Source organism: Bacillus sp. A01H, assembly GCF_045277205.1.
GTDB classification, from domain to species: domain Bacteria; phylum Bacillota; class Bacilli; order Bacillales; family Bacillaceae_G; genus Bacillus_A; species Bacillus_A paranthracis.
Map to the genome: position 1 here is coordinate 2,371,518 of NZ_CP117702.1, position 14,405 is coordinate 2,385,922.

Below are 14,405 nucleotides of genomic sequence, written 5' to 3' on the forward strand. Positions count from 1 at the left end.
TAATAAAGATATTTTCTTATAAATAAGTAATTAATAGAAGACGTTATATACCCTTTCATGTTAATATATTTAAGTTATAATAGGAGGCTTACCCTTTTGTATTGTACGGTAGAAGCAGTGTGAGCTTGAAATTTTTTTAGAAAAGGATGTGCCTAATTTGCGTATCAATAAATTTATTAGTGAAGCTGGAAAAGCGTCTCGACGCGGAGCAGATAAATTAATTAATGAGAGAAGAGTAATTATTAACGGTAAGGTTGCAAAAATTGGTGACCAAGTGAATCCAGGTGATGATGTACGCGTAAATGGAGAGCAACTTCGCATTGCTCGAGATCACGTATATATCGCTTTAAATAAACCAGTAGGTATTACATGTACAAGTGAAAAATCAGTAAAAGGTAATATTATCGATCTAGTGAATCATCCATTACGAATTAGTCACATTGGACGTCTTGATAAAGACTCAGACGGTTTAATTTTGTTAACGAATGATGGTGATATCGTTAATGAAATTTTACGTGCTGAAAACAAACATGAGAAAGAATATATCGTTTCAGTAGATAAGCCAATTACACCTGATTTCTTAGAAAAAATGGCAGCTGGTGTGAAAATTTTAGGAACGAAAACACTTCCTTGTGAGATCACACAGTTATCAAAATATGAGTTCAAAATTATTTTAACACAAGGACTAAATCGCCAAATTCGTCGTATGTGTGAAGCTTTAGGGTATCAAGTATATACGTTAAAACGTACGAGAATTATGAATATTGAATTGAATAATTTACCAGTTGGACAGTGGAGAGATTTAACGAAGAAAGAGAAACGCCGTCTATTTGCAGACTTAAATTACGAACCACAAGAGTGGTAAAATTGAGAAGGAGAAACCAAAAATTTATTTTTGGTTTCTTTTTTTATTAAATAAAAATTTATTTTTAACACTTGCAAAAATAAAATGAATAAGATATAGTAAATAACAATTAATGGATGTAATTATAAAAGCAAAGAAAAGGACACGAGTTATTTTCCCCGGTTATACAGAGAAGGAAGGAAAGCTGAGAACTTCCTAACGCAGAAAAATAACTTACCACCTTAGAGCTGCACTAGGGAAACGAAGTATCTAGTGCCGTGTAAGCGACGTTATCGCAAAAGAAGCCATTATGTTTTTTGTGATGGGAATCTGGGTGGAACCACGGATATAAGCATATTCGTCCCTATTTTAGGGATGAATATGCTTTTTTGCATTCAATTTCATAATAAGCGAAGAAAAGGACACGAGTTATTTTCCCCGGTTATACAGAGAAGGAAGGAAAGCTGAGAACTTCCTAACGCAGAAAAATAACTTACCACCTTAGAGCTGCACTGGGGAAATGAAGTATCTAGTGCCGTGTAAACGACGTTACCGTAAATGAAGCCATTATGTTTTTTATGATGGGAATCTGGGTGGAACCACGGGTATAAGCACGCTCGTCCCTATTTTAGGGATGAGTGTGCTTTTTATTATGAAATGGAGAGATGAAAAATGAAAGAACAAATGATTGAAATTAAATTTCCAGATGGTAGTGTGAAAGAATTTGTAAAAGGAATTACTTTAGAAGAAATTGCGGGATCCATTAGCAATAGTTTAAAAAAGAAAGCAGTCGCGGGGAAAGTAAATGATGGGTTATATGATTTGCGCCGTAATATTGAGGGAAATGCGGAAGTAGAAATCATTACTTTAGATTCAAATGAAGGTGTAGAAATTGCAAGGCACTCTGCGGCACATATTTTAGCACAAGCTATAAAAAGAATTTATGGTAATGTAAACCTTGGTGTAGGACCGGTTATTGAAAATGGATTTTATTATGATATGGACCTTCCAAGTAGTGTAAACGTAGAAGATTTACGGGAAATTGAAAAAGAAATGAAAAAGATCATAAATGAAAATATAAAGATAGAACGAGTTGAGGTTTCTCGAGAAGAAGCAGCTAAACTGTTTCAAGAAATGAACGATCGCTTGAAATTAGAACTTTTAGAAGCAATTCCTAGTGAGGAAAGTGTAACACTATATAAGCAAGGTGAATTTGTAGATTTATGTAGAGGACCACATTTACCATCTACAGGTTATTTGAAAGCCTTTCAATTAACTCACGTTTCCGGTGCATATTGGCGAGGAGATAGTAACAATCAAGTGCTTCAGCGCATATATGGTGTTGCATTCTCTTCCCAGAAAGAATTAGAAGAGTATTTACATTTCGTTGAAGAAGCAGCAAAAAGAAATCATCGTAAATTAGGGAGTGAGCTTGAGTTATTTATGTTTTCTGAAGAGGCTCCGGGAATGCCGTTTTATTTACCGAAAGGTCAAATTATTCGTAATGAATTAGAAGCTTTTTTAAGAGAAATTCAAAAAGAATATAATTATCAAGAAGTACGCACTCCATTCATGATGAACCAAGAAGTATGGGAAAGATCAGGGCACTGGGGACATTATAAAGATAATATGTATTTCTCAGAAGTGGATAATAAAAGTTTTGCATTAAAACCAATGAACTGCCCAGGTCATATGTTAATGTTCAAAAATAAATTGCATTCTTATCGCGAATTACCGATTCGTATGTGTGAGTTTGGTCAAGTACATCGCCATGAATTTAGTGGGGCGTTAAACGGATTATTAAGAGTACGTACTTTCTGCCAAGATGATGCACATTTATTTGTAACTCCAGAACAAATTGAAGATGAAATCAAATCTGTAATGGCGCAAATCGATTATGTATATAAAACTTTTGGATTTGAATATGAAGTAGAACTTTCTACTCGTCCAGAAGATTCAATGGGTGATGATAAGTTGTGGGAACAAGCAGAAGCGGCGTTAGCAAATGTATTACATTCATTGAATTGTAAATATAGACTAAATGAAGGTGACGGTGCATTTTACGGACCGAAAATTGACTTCCATATTAAAGATGCTTTAAATAGAAGTCATCAGTGCGGAACAATCCAGCTAGATTTCCAAATGCCCGAAAAGTTTGACTTAAATTATATAGATGAGAAGAATGAAAAGAGAAGACCAGTTGTCATTCATAGAGCAGTATTAGGATCTTTAGACCGATTTTTAGCAATATTAATTGAGCACTTTGGTGGTGCATTCCCGGCATGGGTGGCACCAGTTCAAGTGAAAGTCATTCCAGTTTCGAATGCAGTCCATGTACAATACGCAGATGAGATTGTGGATAAATTAGCACAAGCTGGTGTTCGTGTCGAACGAGATGTACGAGATGAAAAATTAGGATATAAAATTAGAGAAGCACAAATGCAAAAAATTCCTTATGTACTTGTTATTGGGGATAAGGAAATGGAGAACGGAGCTGTAAATGTACGTAAATATGGGGAAGAAAAATCAGAAGTTGTTGAACTAAATGGATTTGTGGAAAGTATGAAAGAGGAAATAAATAATCGGAAATAGAGTTTAAAGAGAAAACACACCAATTCATAATGGTGTGTTTTCTTTTTTACCTTACAAAAATGTAAGGTAAATGTAAGCGAAATCGAAGGAACGAGTTGTAGAAAGATGAGAATATGAAGTAGGAAATAGGTTCATGTTATCTGTATAACCTTTTTAGTTTGAAGAATTAAAAAATTCTTAAGAATTTACATGAGAAAAAGATAAGAAATGTGTGAGAAATTAAATTTATACAAAAGGGATGGAGTGAAAGAGATGTCAACAAATGTAGTTACTGTAGAAAGTGTAGAAAAAACGTATGGGAAAAGAAATGAGAATCAGTCAAAAGCATTAAGGGGTGTGTCATTAAGTATTAAAGAAGGGGAATTTGTAGGGATTATGGGTCCTTCTGGATCTGGAAAGACGACTTTACTGAATGTGATTAGTACATTGGATCAAGCGACAGGTGGCAGTGTGACGATAGCTGGTACAAATATTACTTCTATGAAGGGGAATGCATTATCAGATTTTCGATCTCAAAAATTAGGGTTCATCTTTCAAGATTTTAACTTACTAGAAAACTTATCAATTTATGAAAATATTGCTTTACCACTTTCTCTGCAAGGTGTACCTTCAAGTGAGATTACGGGAAAGGTAAATGAGGTGGCGAAGAAATTAGGAATTACTGAAATTTTAACAAAATATCCAACTGCTGTTTCGGGTGGACAAAAGCAAAGAACAGCGGCAGCACGAGCTTTAGTACATAATCCAGCAATCGTATTAGCAGATGAACCGACAGGAGCGCTTGATAGTAAAAATGCAAAAAGCTTATTAGAAGCGATGCAAGATTTACATGAAAATCACAATGTAAGTATTTTGATGGTGACACACGATGCATTTAGTGCCAGTTATTGTGAACGTATTTTATTTATTCAAGATGGTCTTTTATATAAAGAATTAAAGCGTCAAGGAACGCGAGAAAGTTTCTATCAAGACATTTTAGGTGTGCTCGCTCATATGGGCTCAGCTGCTGAGTCTAAGTAGGGGGCGAGACTATGTTATTCAAATTATCACGTCATAGTATGAAAAAGATGTTAAAAGATTATATGGTTTTACTTATCGGTCTCGTTATTAGTATTAGTATTTTTTACATGTTCCAAACGATGGCGATGAATAGTGAATTTACGAAGGATAATAGTCTTATTAGTAGTATTAGACTCGTATTCTGGGTAGGTGCAATACTATTATCTTTCATCACTGTATTTTATATTATATATGCCAATTCTTTCTTACTCACGTTAAGAAGAAAAGAACTCGGTATGTACATGATGCTTGGTGCGAAAAAGAAAAAAGTAGCACAATTATTATTTATTGAAACATTCGGTATGGGTATTGTTAGTATTATTATCGGGATTTTAGTAGGGATGTTACTAGCAAGTGTAGCAGGAAACTTTTTAATGAATGGTATGGAAATTTCAGCAAAGGGTAGTTATTCATCTGTATATACACCAGCAATCATAGTTACAGCTATTTTCTTTTTAGTACTATTTTTTATTACTGGTTTAATGAATAGCATCCGTTTATTACGTAAAACAGAATTAGAATTAATACGTGAAGATGAAACACTAGATGAAGTGAAGAAAAGTAAAACTCGCATTATTATAATGACTGTACTTGGTGTATTACTAGTAAGTACAGGGTACTATTTTATGATTAACGTAAAAATATATGCTGAATTTGGTTTTATAATAGCGACAATCGTTACAACGCTTGGAACATATTTTATCTTTAGTTCATTGCTCCCATTTTTTGTGATGAAAATTAAAGGGAATAAAAAGCGAAATGAAACGGGCTTAAATAGTTTTACATATGCACAGCTACGCTTTCGAGTAAATAGTTTATCGAGAGTATTAGGTACTGTAGCAATGTTAATTGCATTAGGAGCAGGTGCGATGACAGCAGGTATGGCGTTCCAAAAAAATGTAGGTATTATGACAGACTTCTCACGTGTGTATGATGTCGTAATTCATGATCCGAATGAACAAGATACAGCTGCATTAAAAGAAATGGAAATTGTGGAAGAAAGCAAGTACAAGTATAAAGTAGATGGAGAAGCGGTTTATTATTTACGTAACGATTTAACTGCGAAACCGCCACTTGTTTCAGACCACTTTGATACAAAAACTTTAAAAGAGCCTGTTCGTAAACGTGTGACTGAACCTTTAACTGAACCTGTATATTCTGCTTTAGAGGCTCCTGAATTAGCAAAATTCCCTCGTATGCCAAGAGATTGGGAAGATGCAATTGTAAGAGAAATACAAATTACACATAATCAATTTAACGGAAAACCTGTAAGAATTGCAGATGAAGCACATTATAAAGGAATTCAAGGAACAGAACACACTGTAACATTAGCAAAAGTAGATGATATGAAAAAGTATAAACCGTTGTTGATCGAAATAGATAAGAGACAAAAAGAACAAATTGAAAAAACAACAGGTGCAAAAGTAGACTTATTTACGAAAATGACAATTTATCAATTTATGAACAGTTTCATGAGCGGAACAATGTTTATGGGATTTTTCCTCGGAATTGCCTTTTTAGCAATGATGGCAAGTTCCCTTATGTTCAAAATATTAACAGGTGCTTCTCGTGATGTACGCCGTTATGAAATGTTACGAAAAATCGGTGTGAGACGTAGTATGTTAACGAAAAGTATATATAAAGAAATTTCATATTTATTTATCTTCCCAGCAATCATTGGTATTTCTCACGTGTTAGTAGGGCTTAACTTATTTAGCTTCATATTAGTTGACCCGTTTGTAAAAGTGTGGGTGCCAATTGGGATTTTCTTAGTCATTTATTTCATCTATTACTGGATAACTGTTCAACTTTATAAAGGTATGGTAATGCCGAAAGAAGAAGTAGCTAAATAGTTTATGAAAAGAGTCCTTGTTTGAAAACAAGGGCTTTTTTCATAATGTTCTCTATACAGAAGGAAAAGATTGGATAATGGTCGAAAAATATAATATAACTTCCGAGAAATGACTAAAATAATACTATTTTGTCGAGAGAAAGGATACGAAATATGAAAGAAATGCTACAGTTATTTCGCAACAAAGTGTATGCACGATTTTTTCTAGCGAATATTTTAGAACGACTCGGTTCTATGATTGCTGGAATTTCTTTAATGTTTTACTTGTTAGATCAATACGGAAAACAACCAGTTTACGCAACAATGACGCAAATTATGATTGCGTTACCTGCATTAATCTTTTTTCTATTAGTAGGGACAGTAGTGGATCGTTTTGATAGACAACGTATTTGTACGATAAGTAATATATGTTGTTCGCTCTGTAATATTGGAATCCTAATTTCGCTTTATTACGGGATGATTATACTTGTCTTTATATTTTTGTTTTTGGAAAATGCATGTATACAATTTTTCTCTCCATCAGAACAGTCGATGATACAGGGAGTGGTTGAATCAGACCAATACGGTGCAGCAGCGGGTATGAATCAAATGGTAAATAGTTTGTATGCTTTGTTTGGTGTAGGAATTGCAACGATGGTGTACTGGACTTTTGGAATTTACGGGAGCATTTTAGTAAATACGCTCACTTTTATTATGAGTGGTATTTTGATTCAAACGATCTCCATTCCAGAAAAAGTTCGTTTACCAAATGGGAGAACAAAATGGAAAGAAGTTAATTTGAAGATGTTAATAACAGAGTTTAAAGAAGGGATCAAGTATATATACCAAAATGAAACTTTAAAAAAATTACTTTTAGGATTTATCGTGTTTGGTTTATTAAATGGTATTTTAAGCGTATCTACTACTTACATATTAAAATACAAATTGGCACCAGCAACGTATGAAAGTTTAGCAATGGTGGGCGGTGTAGTTGGAGGGATTTCATTATTAATTGGAAGTATAGTAGCAACGAGTATAGGTAAGAAATATGCTCCTAAACCTATTATTGTATTTGGTATGGCAGGTTCAGGGATCTTCTTCGGTATGTGTTACTTTGTAAATCACGTATGGTCTTTTTATGTATGTATCGCTTTTGCGACTTTCTTTTTACCGTTTATTAATGTTGCAATATCGGGCTGGATGTATGAAATTGTAGAAGAGTCATTCATGGGGCGTGTACAAAGCTTGCTTAGTCCATTAACGACAGGATTCCAGCTTTTATCTCTCGGTGCGATAGCGATGTTATTCCCAAAATGGATTCTTGCAGATACATTGTATATTATTTTATTTGGTTTATTATTGTTTGTTACATGTTTATATCAAGCTATTCTACCAAGTGGGCAAAAGCAAGTACATACAGTAGCTAAAGAGATGTGATATATTTAGCTTTTTATTTCTGAATATTCTATCGTATGGTAAGGGGAAATTGTTATGTTGATGCGAATGGTTAAGTGGTGTGGGATTACTTGTTTACAACTAGTAGCTGCAATTTTATGTATAATCTGCCTAGGAGCGCTACCACGTTTATTTAAGGGATTACAAATTGATTTAATCGGTTTTTGGAATACGATTGTATTTCTTGGAGGAAAGTTACTTCAACCGGGTGAAATTACATATGGATTTCGGGACTCAAGAAAATTATTTCCGCAAATATGGATTCATTATATTGAAACGATGATTGTATTTCTTTCAGCTTTTTTATTCTCGTTGCTTATAGCGTATATACTTGTCGTTTGGGTATTACAGCGTTCTCATATGAAACAGAAAATGTGGAACGGGATTTTTCTTACGCTTGAGAGTATACCAGATATATTACTTATTTTATTATCGCAACTTCTTGTCGTAATTATGTTTCAAAAAACAGGAGTTATGCCGATCAAACTGGCTGGATTAGGGGAAGAAAGGATACGTTTGTTACCAATTATATGTCTTACAATACCAACAACATTATTGTTTATTAAACTGTTGTTATTACGGTTTAAAGAAGAATTAGAGAAAGATTATAGTTTATTTGCTAAAAGTAAAGGGCTTAGTTTAAGACATATTTTAACACATCATATTTCAAGAAATGTTTTGTTAACAACGATCTATTATGCAAAAACAAATATTTTATTTATGTTATCAAATTTATATATTATTGAATGGATATTTAATACGTACGGTATGTTTGTTTTTGTAAAAGAAAATTCGAAATTAGAAATATTTACAGTGAGTCTAGTAATATTATACGTACCGCTTTTTATACTGTTTCGTTTATTACATACGTTCTTACAAAATGTTATAAAGGAGCGTGTGTAACATGTGGCAAGTTGTAAAAAGAGATGTGAGATTTTGGATAGGTATTACTTTTTTGAGTGTACTAATGATTGTTAGTATTGGATATACGTTGTTTTTTGATGGGAATATTCGTGAACTTACGATGATGTATAACGAAAAAGGGGAACTAGAGGCAGCTCCATTTGCACCATCAAGTAAATTTTGGTTTGGAAGTGATGTGAAAGGTCGTGACCTTGTTCAATTAATAATAGAAGGTGCAAAATGGACAGTTGGTGCAAGTATAATTATAGCGATTTTACGAGTTATAGTTGGAGGGGGAATTGGTTTACTTCTTGGTATGTATGGTAAACGCTCTTTTCCAGTTATTTCATCCTTTTTTGATCCTTTTAGTATTGTACCGATGGTTATGATTTCTTATTTTATGTTAAATGAAGTATTAACGTTTGATAGTGGAGCAGAAGTTGTGCCGTTATATTTGCGTGTGGCATTTCAAATTATAGTTCTTGTATGTCTCGCTGTACCAACAGTGATGTTGTATGTAGCGCAAGAAGTAAAACGTATTAAGAAAGAAGAATTTATGTTGGCAGCCACTGTGCTCGGCGGTAGTAAGTGGCAGAGGTTGAAGCGCCATATATGGCCTCATATGTTACCGCCATTTCTTTTATTAGTAGCTCAACAATTTGTAAGTACGTTATTACTTCTTTTACATCTTGGTTTGTTACAATTATTTTTTGGCGGAACAATAACCTTCAGTGGAATGGATCCAGATAGTGTAACAAAAGAATGGACTGGCCTAATTGGTCAAAACTTCCGCCATTTAACTACACATACATGGATTGTACTTATACCGATTGCTTTTTATAGTATGACAATTCTCGCAGGAAATCTAGTTAGTAATAGTATGCAAGATGCGATTAAGTTAGGAAATACGAGAAGGCCAGAGCGGAAAGGTAGAGAAGTGCAAGCAGAGAAACAAGTACAACCAACTACGAATGACTTTTCTTTTTATAGAGAGATACAAAAATAAAAAGATAGCTGAAAGCAACTTGTTTTCAGCTATCTTTTTCTGTTTATAGTGGTGGTAAATCAATCTTACCTTCTTCAAATAATTCTTTTATCATATGCTTCGTATAACCAGCAGCTTGACCAAATGTGATTTTTGCTGGCATTGGTGCTTCGTTAGCATCTACAACTACATCGATAATACATGGTTTGTTTTGTTTTACTGCGTTTTCAAAAGCTGGGAGTAATTCATCTATATGTTCAACGCGGTATCCGATACCTCCACACGCCTCTGCATATTTTGCAAAATCAGGGTTCGTTAAGTCTGTTTCGAATTCGATATTACCCATGACTTCTTGCTCGAATTTAATCATCGCAATTTTATTATTGTTTAATACGACGAAAACAATTGGTAGTTTATATTTAACAGCTGTTACGAAGTCGTTCATTGTCATTCCAAAACCACCGTCACCACAAACTGCAAATACTTGTTTATCCGGGAATGCAATTTTTCCAGCAAGAGCACCAGGTAAACCGCAACCAAGTGTTGCGAGCCAGCTAGAAATGATAAATTGTTGATTTGTCATACGGAAGTGCCTTGCTGTCCATACTGTTACATTTCCGACATCGACTGATAGAATTGCGTCATCATGTGCTACTTGCTGCAGAGCATGCATAACGCGTTGTGGTTTAATTGGAATGGAAGAGTCTTCTTCTTGATCGTGTAATTTTTCTTCCCACTTTTTCATCATGTCTTGGTAATGTTCTAAGAAGGAATGGTCTGTGTGTTCTTCAACATTTTCAATTAACCATCGTAAAGTTTTTTCAGCATCACCAGCTAAACCAATATCTGTCGCATAACGTTTCCCAATTTGGGCAGGATCTGTATCGATATGAATTGTCTTAGCTTTTTCAGGTAAGAAACCGGTGAACGGATAAGAAGTACCAACCATAATTAAAGTATCTGCATGCTTCATTGCTTCATAAGAAGGTTTCGTTCCGATTAATCCTAATCCACCAATACAAAGAGGGTGTTCATCCGGAATAACGCCTTTAGCTGGTAATGTAAGTACGATTGGAGCACCAATATGTTCTGCAAATGCAAGTAAAGATTCTCTCGCATGTTTTGCTCCTTTACCAGCTAAAATAACAGGTTTTGTCGCTGCATTTATTGCGAGTTTTGCTGCATCTAAATCTTCTTTTTGTGGAAACAACTCAGGCAAAGTAAAAGAAGTATTTGTAATACGAGCACCATTTTTTACTTCGAATTTCGGGACATCATCTGGAATTGTAAGAACGGATACACCTTTTTTCGTATAAGCCATTCGAATTGCTTGATTCACTACGGCAGGTAGTTGCTCTGCTGACATAATACGCTGGTTATAAACCGCGACATCATCAAACATTCTTTCTAAATTTACTTCTTGGAAAAAATCCGTTCCGAGTAAATCGGTTTCTACTTGACCTGAAATTGCTAGAACAGGGGCTTTATCGAGTTTCGCATCATATAAACCATTTAATAAATGAATAGCACCAGGTCCTGCAATTGCCATACAAACGCCAAGTTTTCCTGTTAATTTCGCATAGGCAGCCGCTGCTAATGCACCAGCTTCTTCGTGGCGAACTTGAATGAATTTAATTTTATCTTGTTTTTTTCTTAAAGCTTCAATGATAGAATTGATGGAATCTCCAGGCATACCGTATATGTGTTCTACGCCCCAGTCAATTAATAAATCAACTAATGCTTCACCGGCTGTTTTTCCAAACATAATTGTTCCTCCTTATAATCAGGTAGATACTATTATGTTTTGGAGAAAAAGGAAAAATATACAAATGATAATATTATTATCTTTAATGATGACCAGCGAATAGTGTAAATACTGTTATTAGTAAAAATCCACTAGATGCCCATGTTAAAAATGAAAGGAAAGAGAGCTGCTTCTTTGCTTTCCAAAGCATTTCATGAATTGTGACATAGCCAAGTGAACCGATAGCACTTCCCATAATGAGTCCTTGTAAATGAAGCGCTTTTCCTTCCATTAAAATTCCAAAAACTGTACCGGTACCGAGAATAAGAGATAGTAATAAAGTTGTTAATAAAAAGGAAATATATTTATGTTTTGTAAATAGAAAGGGGATAATTAATGCTAAGCCTTCAGGAATATGGTGAACGACGATTGCTATTAAAAAAGGTATGGCAGAGTCAGCATGATTAATAAAAGCAGTACCCAAAGCAAATCCACTCGGCAAATTATGAATAAATATAGCGAAAGAGAGAAAAAGGAAAGTTTGCCATGCTTGTTGATCTTTTGTATGTATCATTGGATGGTGACAATAGTTATCTAATAAGCTCATAATTAAAATACCGATAGTCATACCAAGTATAGGTCCAATCATTTCATAACTTGAAAATGTTTCAGGAATAATTTCAAGTAGTAAGAGTCCAAGTAAAATTCCGCCACATAATGCATATAAACGATGCATTTTTTCTTCAATTAGCTGGCGCGTAGCAATGCCAACAGCACCGCCTAATAATAAGCCACCAAATGAAAAAAATGTAACTATCATAGGAATCCATAATCGTTCCATCGTATCACACTCCGATTCTTCCACCTTATTTTTAGCTTACGAAAAGGAAAGTTAGATTAGTCCAAGTAATTGTGTTTGATTATAGAGAAAAAAGTAGTGATTCGTTATAATTTATATATTAAATTTAAGTGAGAAAATGAAAAGGGGAATTGGTTATGCAACAAATTAAAAAAATAGGAAACTCATTTTGGTATATGACACCAGTTTCTGAAACAGATAGACCTATATTAGGAATGGTCATTGGAAAAGAAAAAACATTAATGATCGATGCAGGGAATTCAGAGGAACATGCACAATTATTTTTAGAAATGTTAAAAGAAAAAAATGTATCGAATCCTGATTTTGTAGCACTAACGCATTGGCATTGGGATCATATTTTTGGATTATCTGTATTACAGAATGCATTAACTATTTCACACGCTGAAACGAAAAAAGAAATGCAGGCAATAGTATCTTATGAATGGACAGATGAAGCGTTGGACGCACGCGTAAAAGAGGGTACGGAAATTGCATTTTGTGCGGATTGCATCAAAAAAGAGTTTGAAGAAAAAGCGAGAAATATTAAAATTATTCTTCCAACCTTAACGTTCCAGGATCAAATTGAATTAGACCTTGGTGAGGTGACCTGCGTGTTAAAACATGTGGGCGGAGATCATGCACATGATTCAGTTGTTATGTACATAAAAGAAGAAAAGATATTGTTTTTAGGAGACTGTATATATGCAGATATTTTTTCTTCGAAGTGGAACTATACGACGAAAAGAACGTTTGCATTAATAGATGAATTAGAAAAATTTGATGCTGAGACATATATTCTCTCTCATGGGGAAGCGATAAATCGAGAGGAGTTTTTACAAGAGATTCGTATGTTAAAAACAGTAGGAACTTATACTGAAATACATAAAGGCGATGAAGGGAAGATAAAGGAAGCGTATAAACGAGACATAGATAGAGAATTAAATGAAGATGAATTAGAAACAATAACGTTTTTTGTAAATGGTTATGAAATGAATAATCAATAAGACACGACATGAATCCAATATAATTAAATTGCACAAAAAGAGTATTGAAATTTAATTCAATACTCTTTTCAATACTTAAATATGTAGTTTCAACCAAATTCTAAATGGGGAATCATTGTCTGGAGGGGTGTCATTCTATGTGTTTTTCGTATAGATAGTGGTTCAAGTAGAAGCCTTCCTTGCTAATTCAGTTATATATTTGAAAAATCCATTGTGGTTTACATCATATACTACATTTACAGGTCGCCCACCATCAAATTCCACTGTACGCCCCTGGCTTGGTCCGTATGTATGAACGATACTATTAATCGTTTGAGTTTTTGCGAGGTTAGTGTTTCCGACAAGCGCAGTTGTTAGTACATCCCACAAGTAGTAAGTAGAGTTCGTTGAAAAGTGAACGAGGGGAGGAACCATCGCATAGCATTGGCCAAGGAAATCTACACCAATATAATTTCGTTCTTTTGCCCAACGTTCACGTATGTCTATAGTTAATGGAACTTGGTTTGTACTTTCTAGTGTCACTAAGTCGATTTCAATTTTTGATTCCCATACACGAGCCACTGCTTCAGGGTCCCAAAATGAATTCCACTCAGCTGTTCCGTCATGCTCTGGTTCATGTACATTGCCTGCGGTAAGAAATGTACCACCCATCCAAACGAGACGTTCAATTTTATCTTCGACTATGGGAGCTTCATATAATGCACGAGCAAGGTCAGTTAGGGGTCCCGTAAATAATAAAGTTGTTTTTCCTTCCGTTTGTAGAAGCGTTTCTATTAAGTGATGATGTGCAGACTTTGCTGCTACAGGTGTTATAACTTTTCCAGCCTCATTTAAAATTGGTAAAGCATCTACATAAAATGCATGCATCCGCCAGTCTTTTGGAAATGGATTTTTCGCACGGGAATTTGATGCGGCTACTTCAATATATTCTTTGCTGAAGCGATCAATAATTTTGCGACTTGCAGATATTGCTGGTTCCAAATAGCAATCAGCAGGGATAACTGAAACACCTGTAAGTTTGACATTATCCATCTGAAGTAATAAAAATAGTGAAATTAAATCATCTACACCACCATCATGATTGAAGTACACTTTTTTCATCATTGTAATCTCCATCCTATTTGATTTA

11 protein-coding genes and 1 other annotated feature are annotated in these 14,405 nt (G+C 34.5%); of the genes, 8 read left to right on the forward strand and 3 right to left on the reverse strand.

Features of this window, described 5'->3' with window-relative positions:
* The first annotated feature begins 157 nt into the window (after positions 1–157).
* The 7 genes from rluF to PSR14_RS12490 all read left to right on the forward strand — a co-directional run bounded on the left by rluF (position 158) and on the right by PSR14_RS12490 (position 9,690).
* On the forward strand, positions 158–865 hold the full coding sequence (gene rluF / locus PSR14_RS12460) for a 23S rRNA pseudouridine(2604) synthase RluF (protein ID WP_001222168.1): 708 nt from the start codon (positions 158–160) through the stop codon (positions 863–865).
* A gap of 124 nt (positions 866–989) precedes the next feature.
* Positions 990–1,213: a binding site (T-box leader), on the forward strand.
* Between the two features lie 303 nt (positions 1,214–1,516).
* Positions 1,517–3,436: a threonine--tRNA ligase gene (gene thrS / locus PSR14_RS12465; protein WP_000663052.1), complete on the forward strand. Its 1,920-nt coding sequence runs from the start codon at positions 1,517–1,519 to the stop codon at positions 3,434–3,436.
* 252 nt (positions 3,437–3,688) lie between these two features.
* Entirely contained in the window at positions 3,689–4,456 is a 768-nt protein-coding gene (locus tag PSR14_RS12470) for an ABC transporter ATP-binding protein (RefSeq protein ID WP_000106430.1), read from the forward strand.
* Positions 4,457–4,467: 11 nt separating this feature from the next.
* Entirely contained in the window at positions 4,468–6,348 is a 1,881-nt protein-coding gene (locus tag PSR14_RS12475; RefSeq protein ID WP_074532978.1) for an FtsX-like permease family protein, read from the forward strand.
* Between the two features lie 143 nt (positions 6,349–6,491).
* The gene (locus PSR14_RS12480; protein ID WP_255254330.1) at positions 6,492–7,763 is read left to right on the forward strand and encodes an MFS transporter; all 1,272 of its coding nucleotides are present in this window, start codon (positions 6,492–6,494) and stop codon (positions 7,761–7,763) included.
* A 54-nt stretch (positions 7,764–7,817) separates the two neighbouring features.
* The gene (locus PSR14_RS12485; protein ID WP_069297230.1) at positions 7,818–8,684 is read left to right on the forward strand and encodes an ABC transporter permease subunit; all 867 of its coding nucleotides are present in this window, start codon (positions 7,818–7,820) and stop codon (positions 8,682–8,684) included.
* Between the two features lies 1 nt (position 8,685).
* Entirely contained in the window at positions 8,686–9,690 is a 1,005-nt protein-coding gene (locus PSR14_RS12490) for an ABC transporter permease subunit (protein ID WP_000267884.1), read from the forward strand.
* 43 nt (positions 9,691–9,733) lie between these two features.
* Here PSR14_RS12490 and PSR14_RS12495 read toward each other — a convergent pair whose 3' ends face one another.
* Positions 9,734–11,434, reverse strand: a complete 1,701-nt coding sequence (locus PSR14_RS12495; protein ID WP_061184673.1) for a pyruvate oxidase — start codon at positions 11,432–11,434, stop codon at positions 9,734–9,736.
* Between the two features lie 82 nt (positions 11,435–11,516).
* On the reverse strand, positions 11,517–12,254 hold the full coding sequence (locus PSR14_RS12500) for a ZIP family metal transporter (protein ID WP_061536745.1): 738 nt from the start codon (positions 12,252–12,254) through the stop codon (positions 11,517–11,519).
* A 155-nt stretch (positions 12,255–12,409) separates the two neighbouring features.
* Between PSR14_RS12500 and PSR14_RS12505 the strand changes: the two genes are divergently transcribed.
* Entirely contained in the window at positions 12,410–13,276 is an 867-nt protein-coding gene (locus PSR14_RS12505) for an MBL fold metallo-hydrolase (RefSeq protein WP_001184077.1), read from the forward strand.
* Between the two features lie 162 nt (positions 13,277–13,438).
* Here PSR14_RS12505 and PSR14_RS12510 read toward each other — a convergent pair whose 3' ends face one another.
* On the reverse strand, positions 13,439–14,380 hold the full coding sequence (locus PSR14_RS12510) for a nucleoside hydrolase (protein ID WP_061130756.1): 942 nt from the start codon (positions 14,378–14,380) through the stop codon (positions 13,439–13,441).
* Between the last annotated feature and the right edge of the window lie 25 nt (positions 14,381–14,405).

Excerpts from the sequence above, each read along its gene's own strand:
- PSR14_RS12500 (WP_061536745.1), bottom strand. The coding sequence starts at position 12,254 with ATGGAACGATTATGGATTCCTATGATAGTTACATTTTTTTCATTTGGT.
- PSR14_RS12505 (WP_001184077.1), top strand. The coding sequence starts at position 12,410 with ATGCAACAAATTAAAAAAATAGGAAACTCATTTTGGTATATGACACCA.
- PSR14_RS12490 (WP_000267884.1), top strand. The coding sequence starts at position 8,686 with ATGTGGCAAGTTGTAAAAAGAGATGTGAGATTTTGGATAGGTATTACT.
- PSR14_RS12485 (WP_069297230.1), top strand. The coding sequence starts at position 7,818 with ATGTTGATGCGAATGGTTAAGTGGTGTGGGATTACTTGTTTACAACTA.
- thrS (WP_000663052.1), top strand. The coding sequence starts at position 1,517 with ATGAAAGAACAAATGATTGAAATTAAATTTCCAGATGGTAGTGTGAAA.
- PSR14_RS12510 (WP_061130756.1), bottom strand. The coding sequence starts at position 14,380 with ATGATGAAAAAAGTGTACTTCAATCATGATGGTGGTGTAGATGATTTA.
- PSR14_RS12475 (WP_074532978.1), top strand. The coding sequence starts at position 4,468 with ATGTTATTCAAATTATCACGTCATAGTATGAAAAAGATGTTAAAAGAT.
- PSR14_RS12470 (WP_000106430.1), top strand. The coding sequence starts at position 3,689 with ATGTCAACAAATGTAGTTACTGTAGAAAGTGTAGAAAAAACGTATGGG.
- PSR14_RS12495 (WP_061184673.1), bottom strand. The coding sequence starts at position 11,434 with ATGTTTGGAAAAACAGCCGGTGAAGCATTAGTTGATTTATTAATTGAC.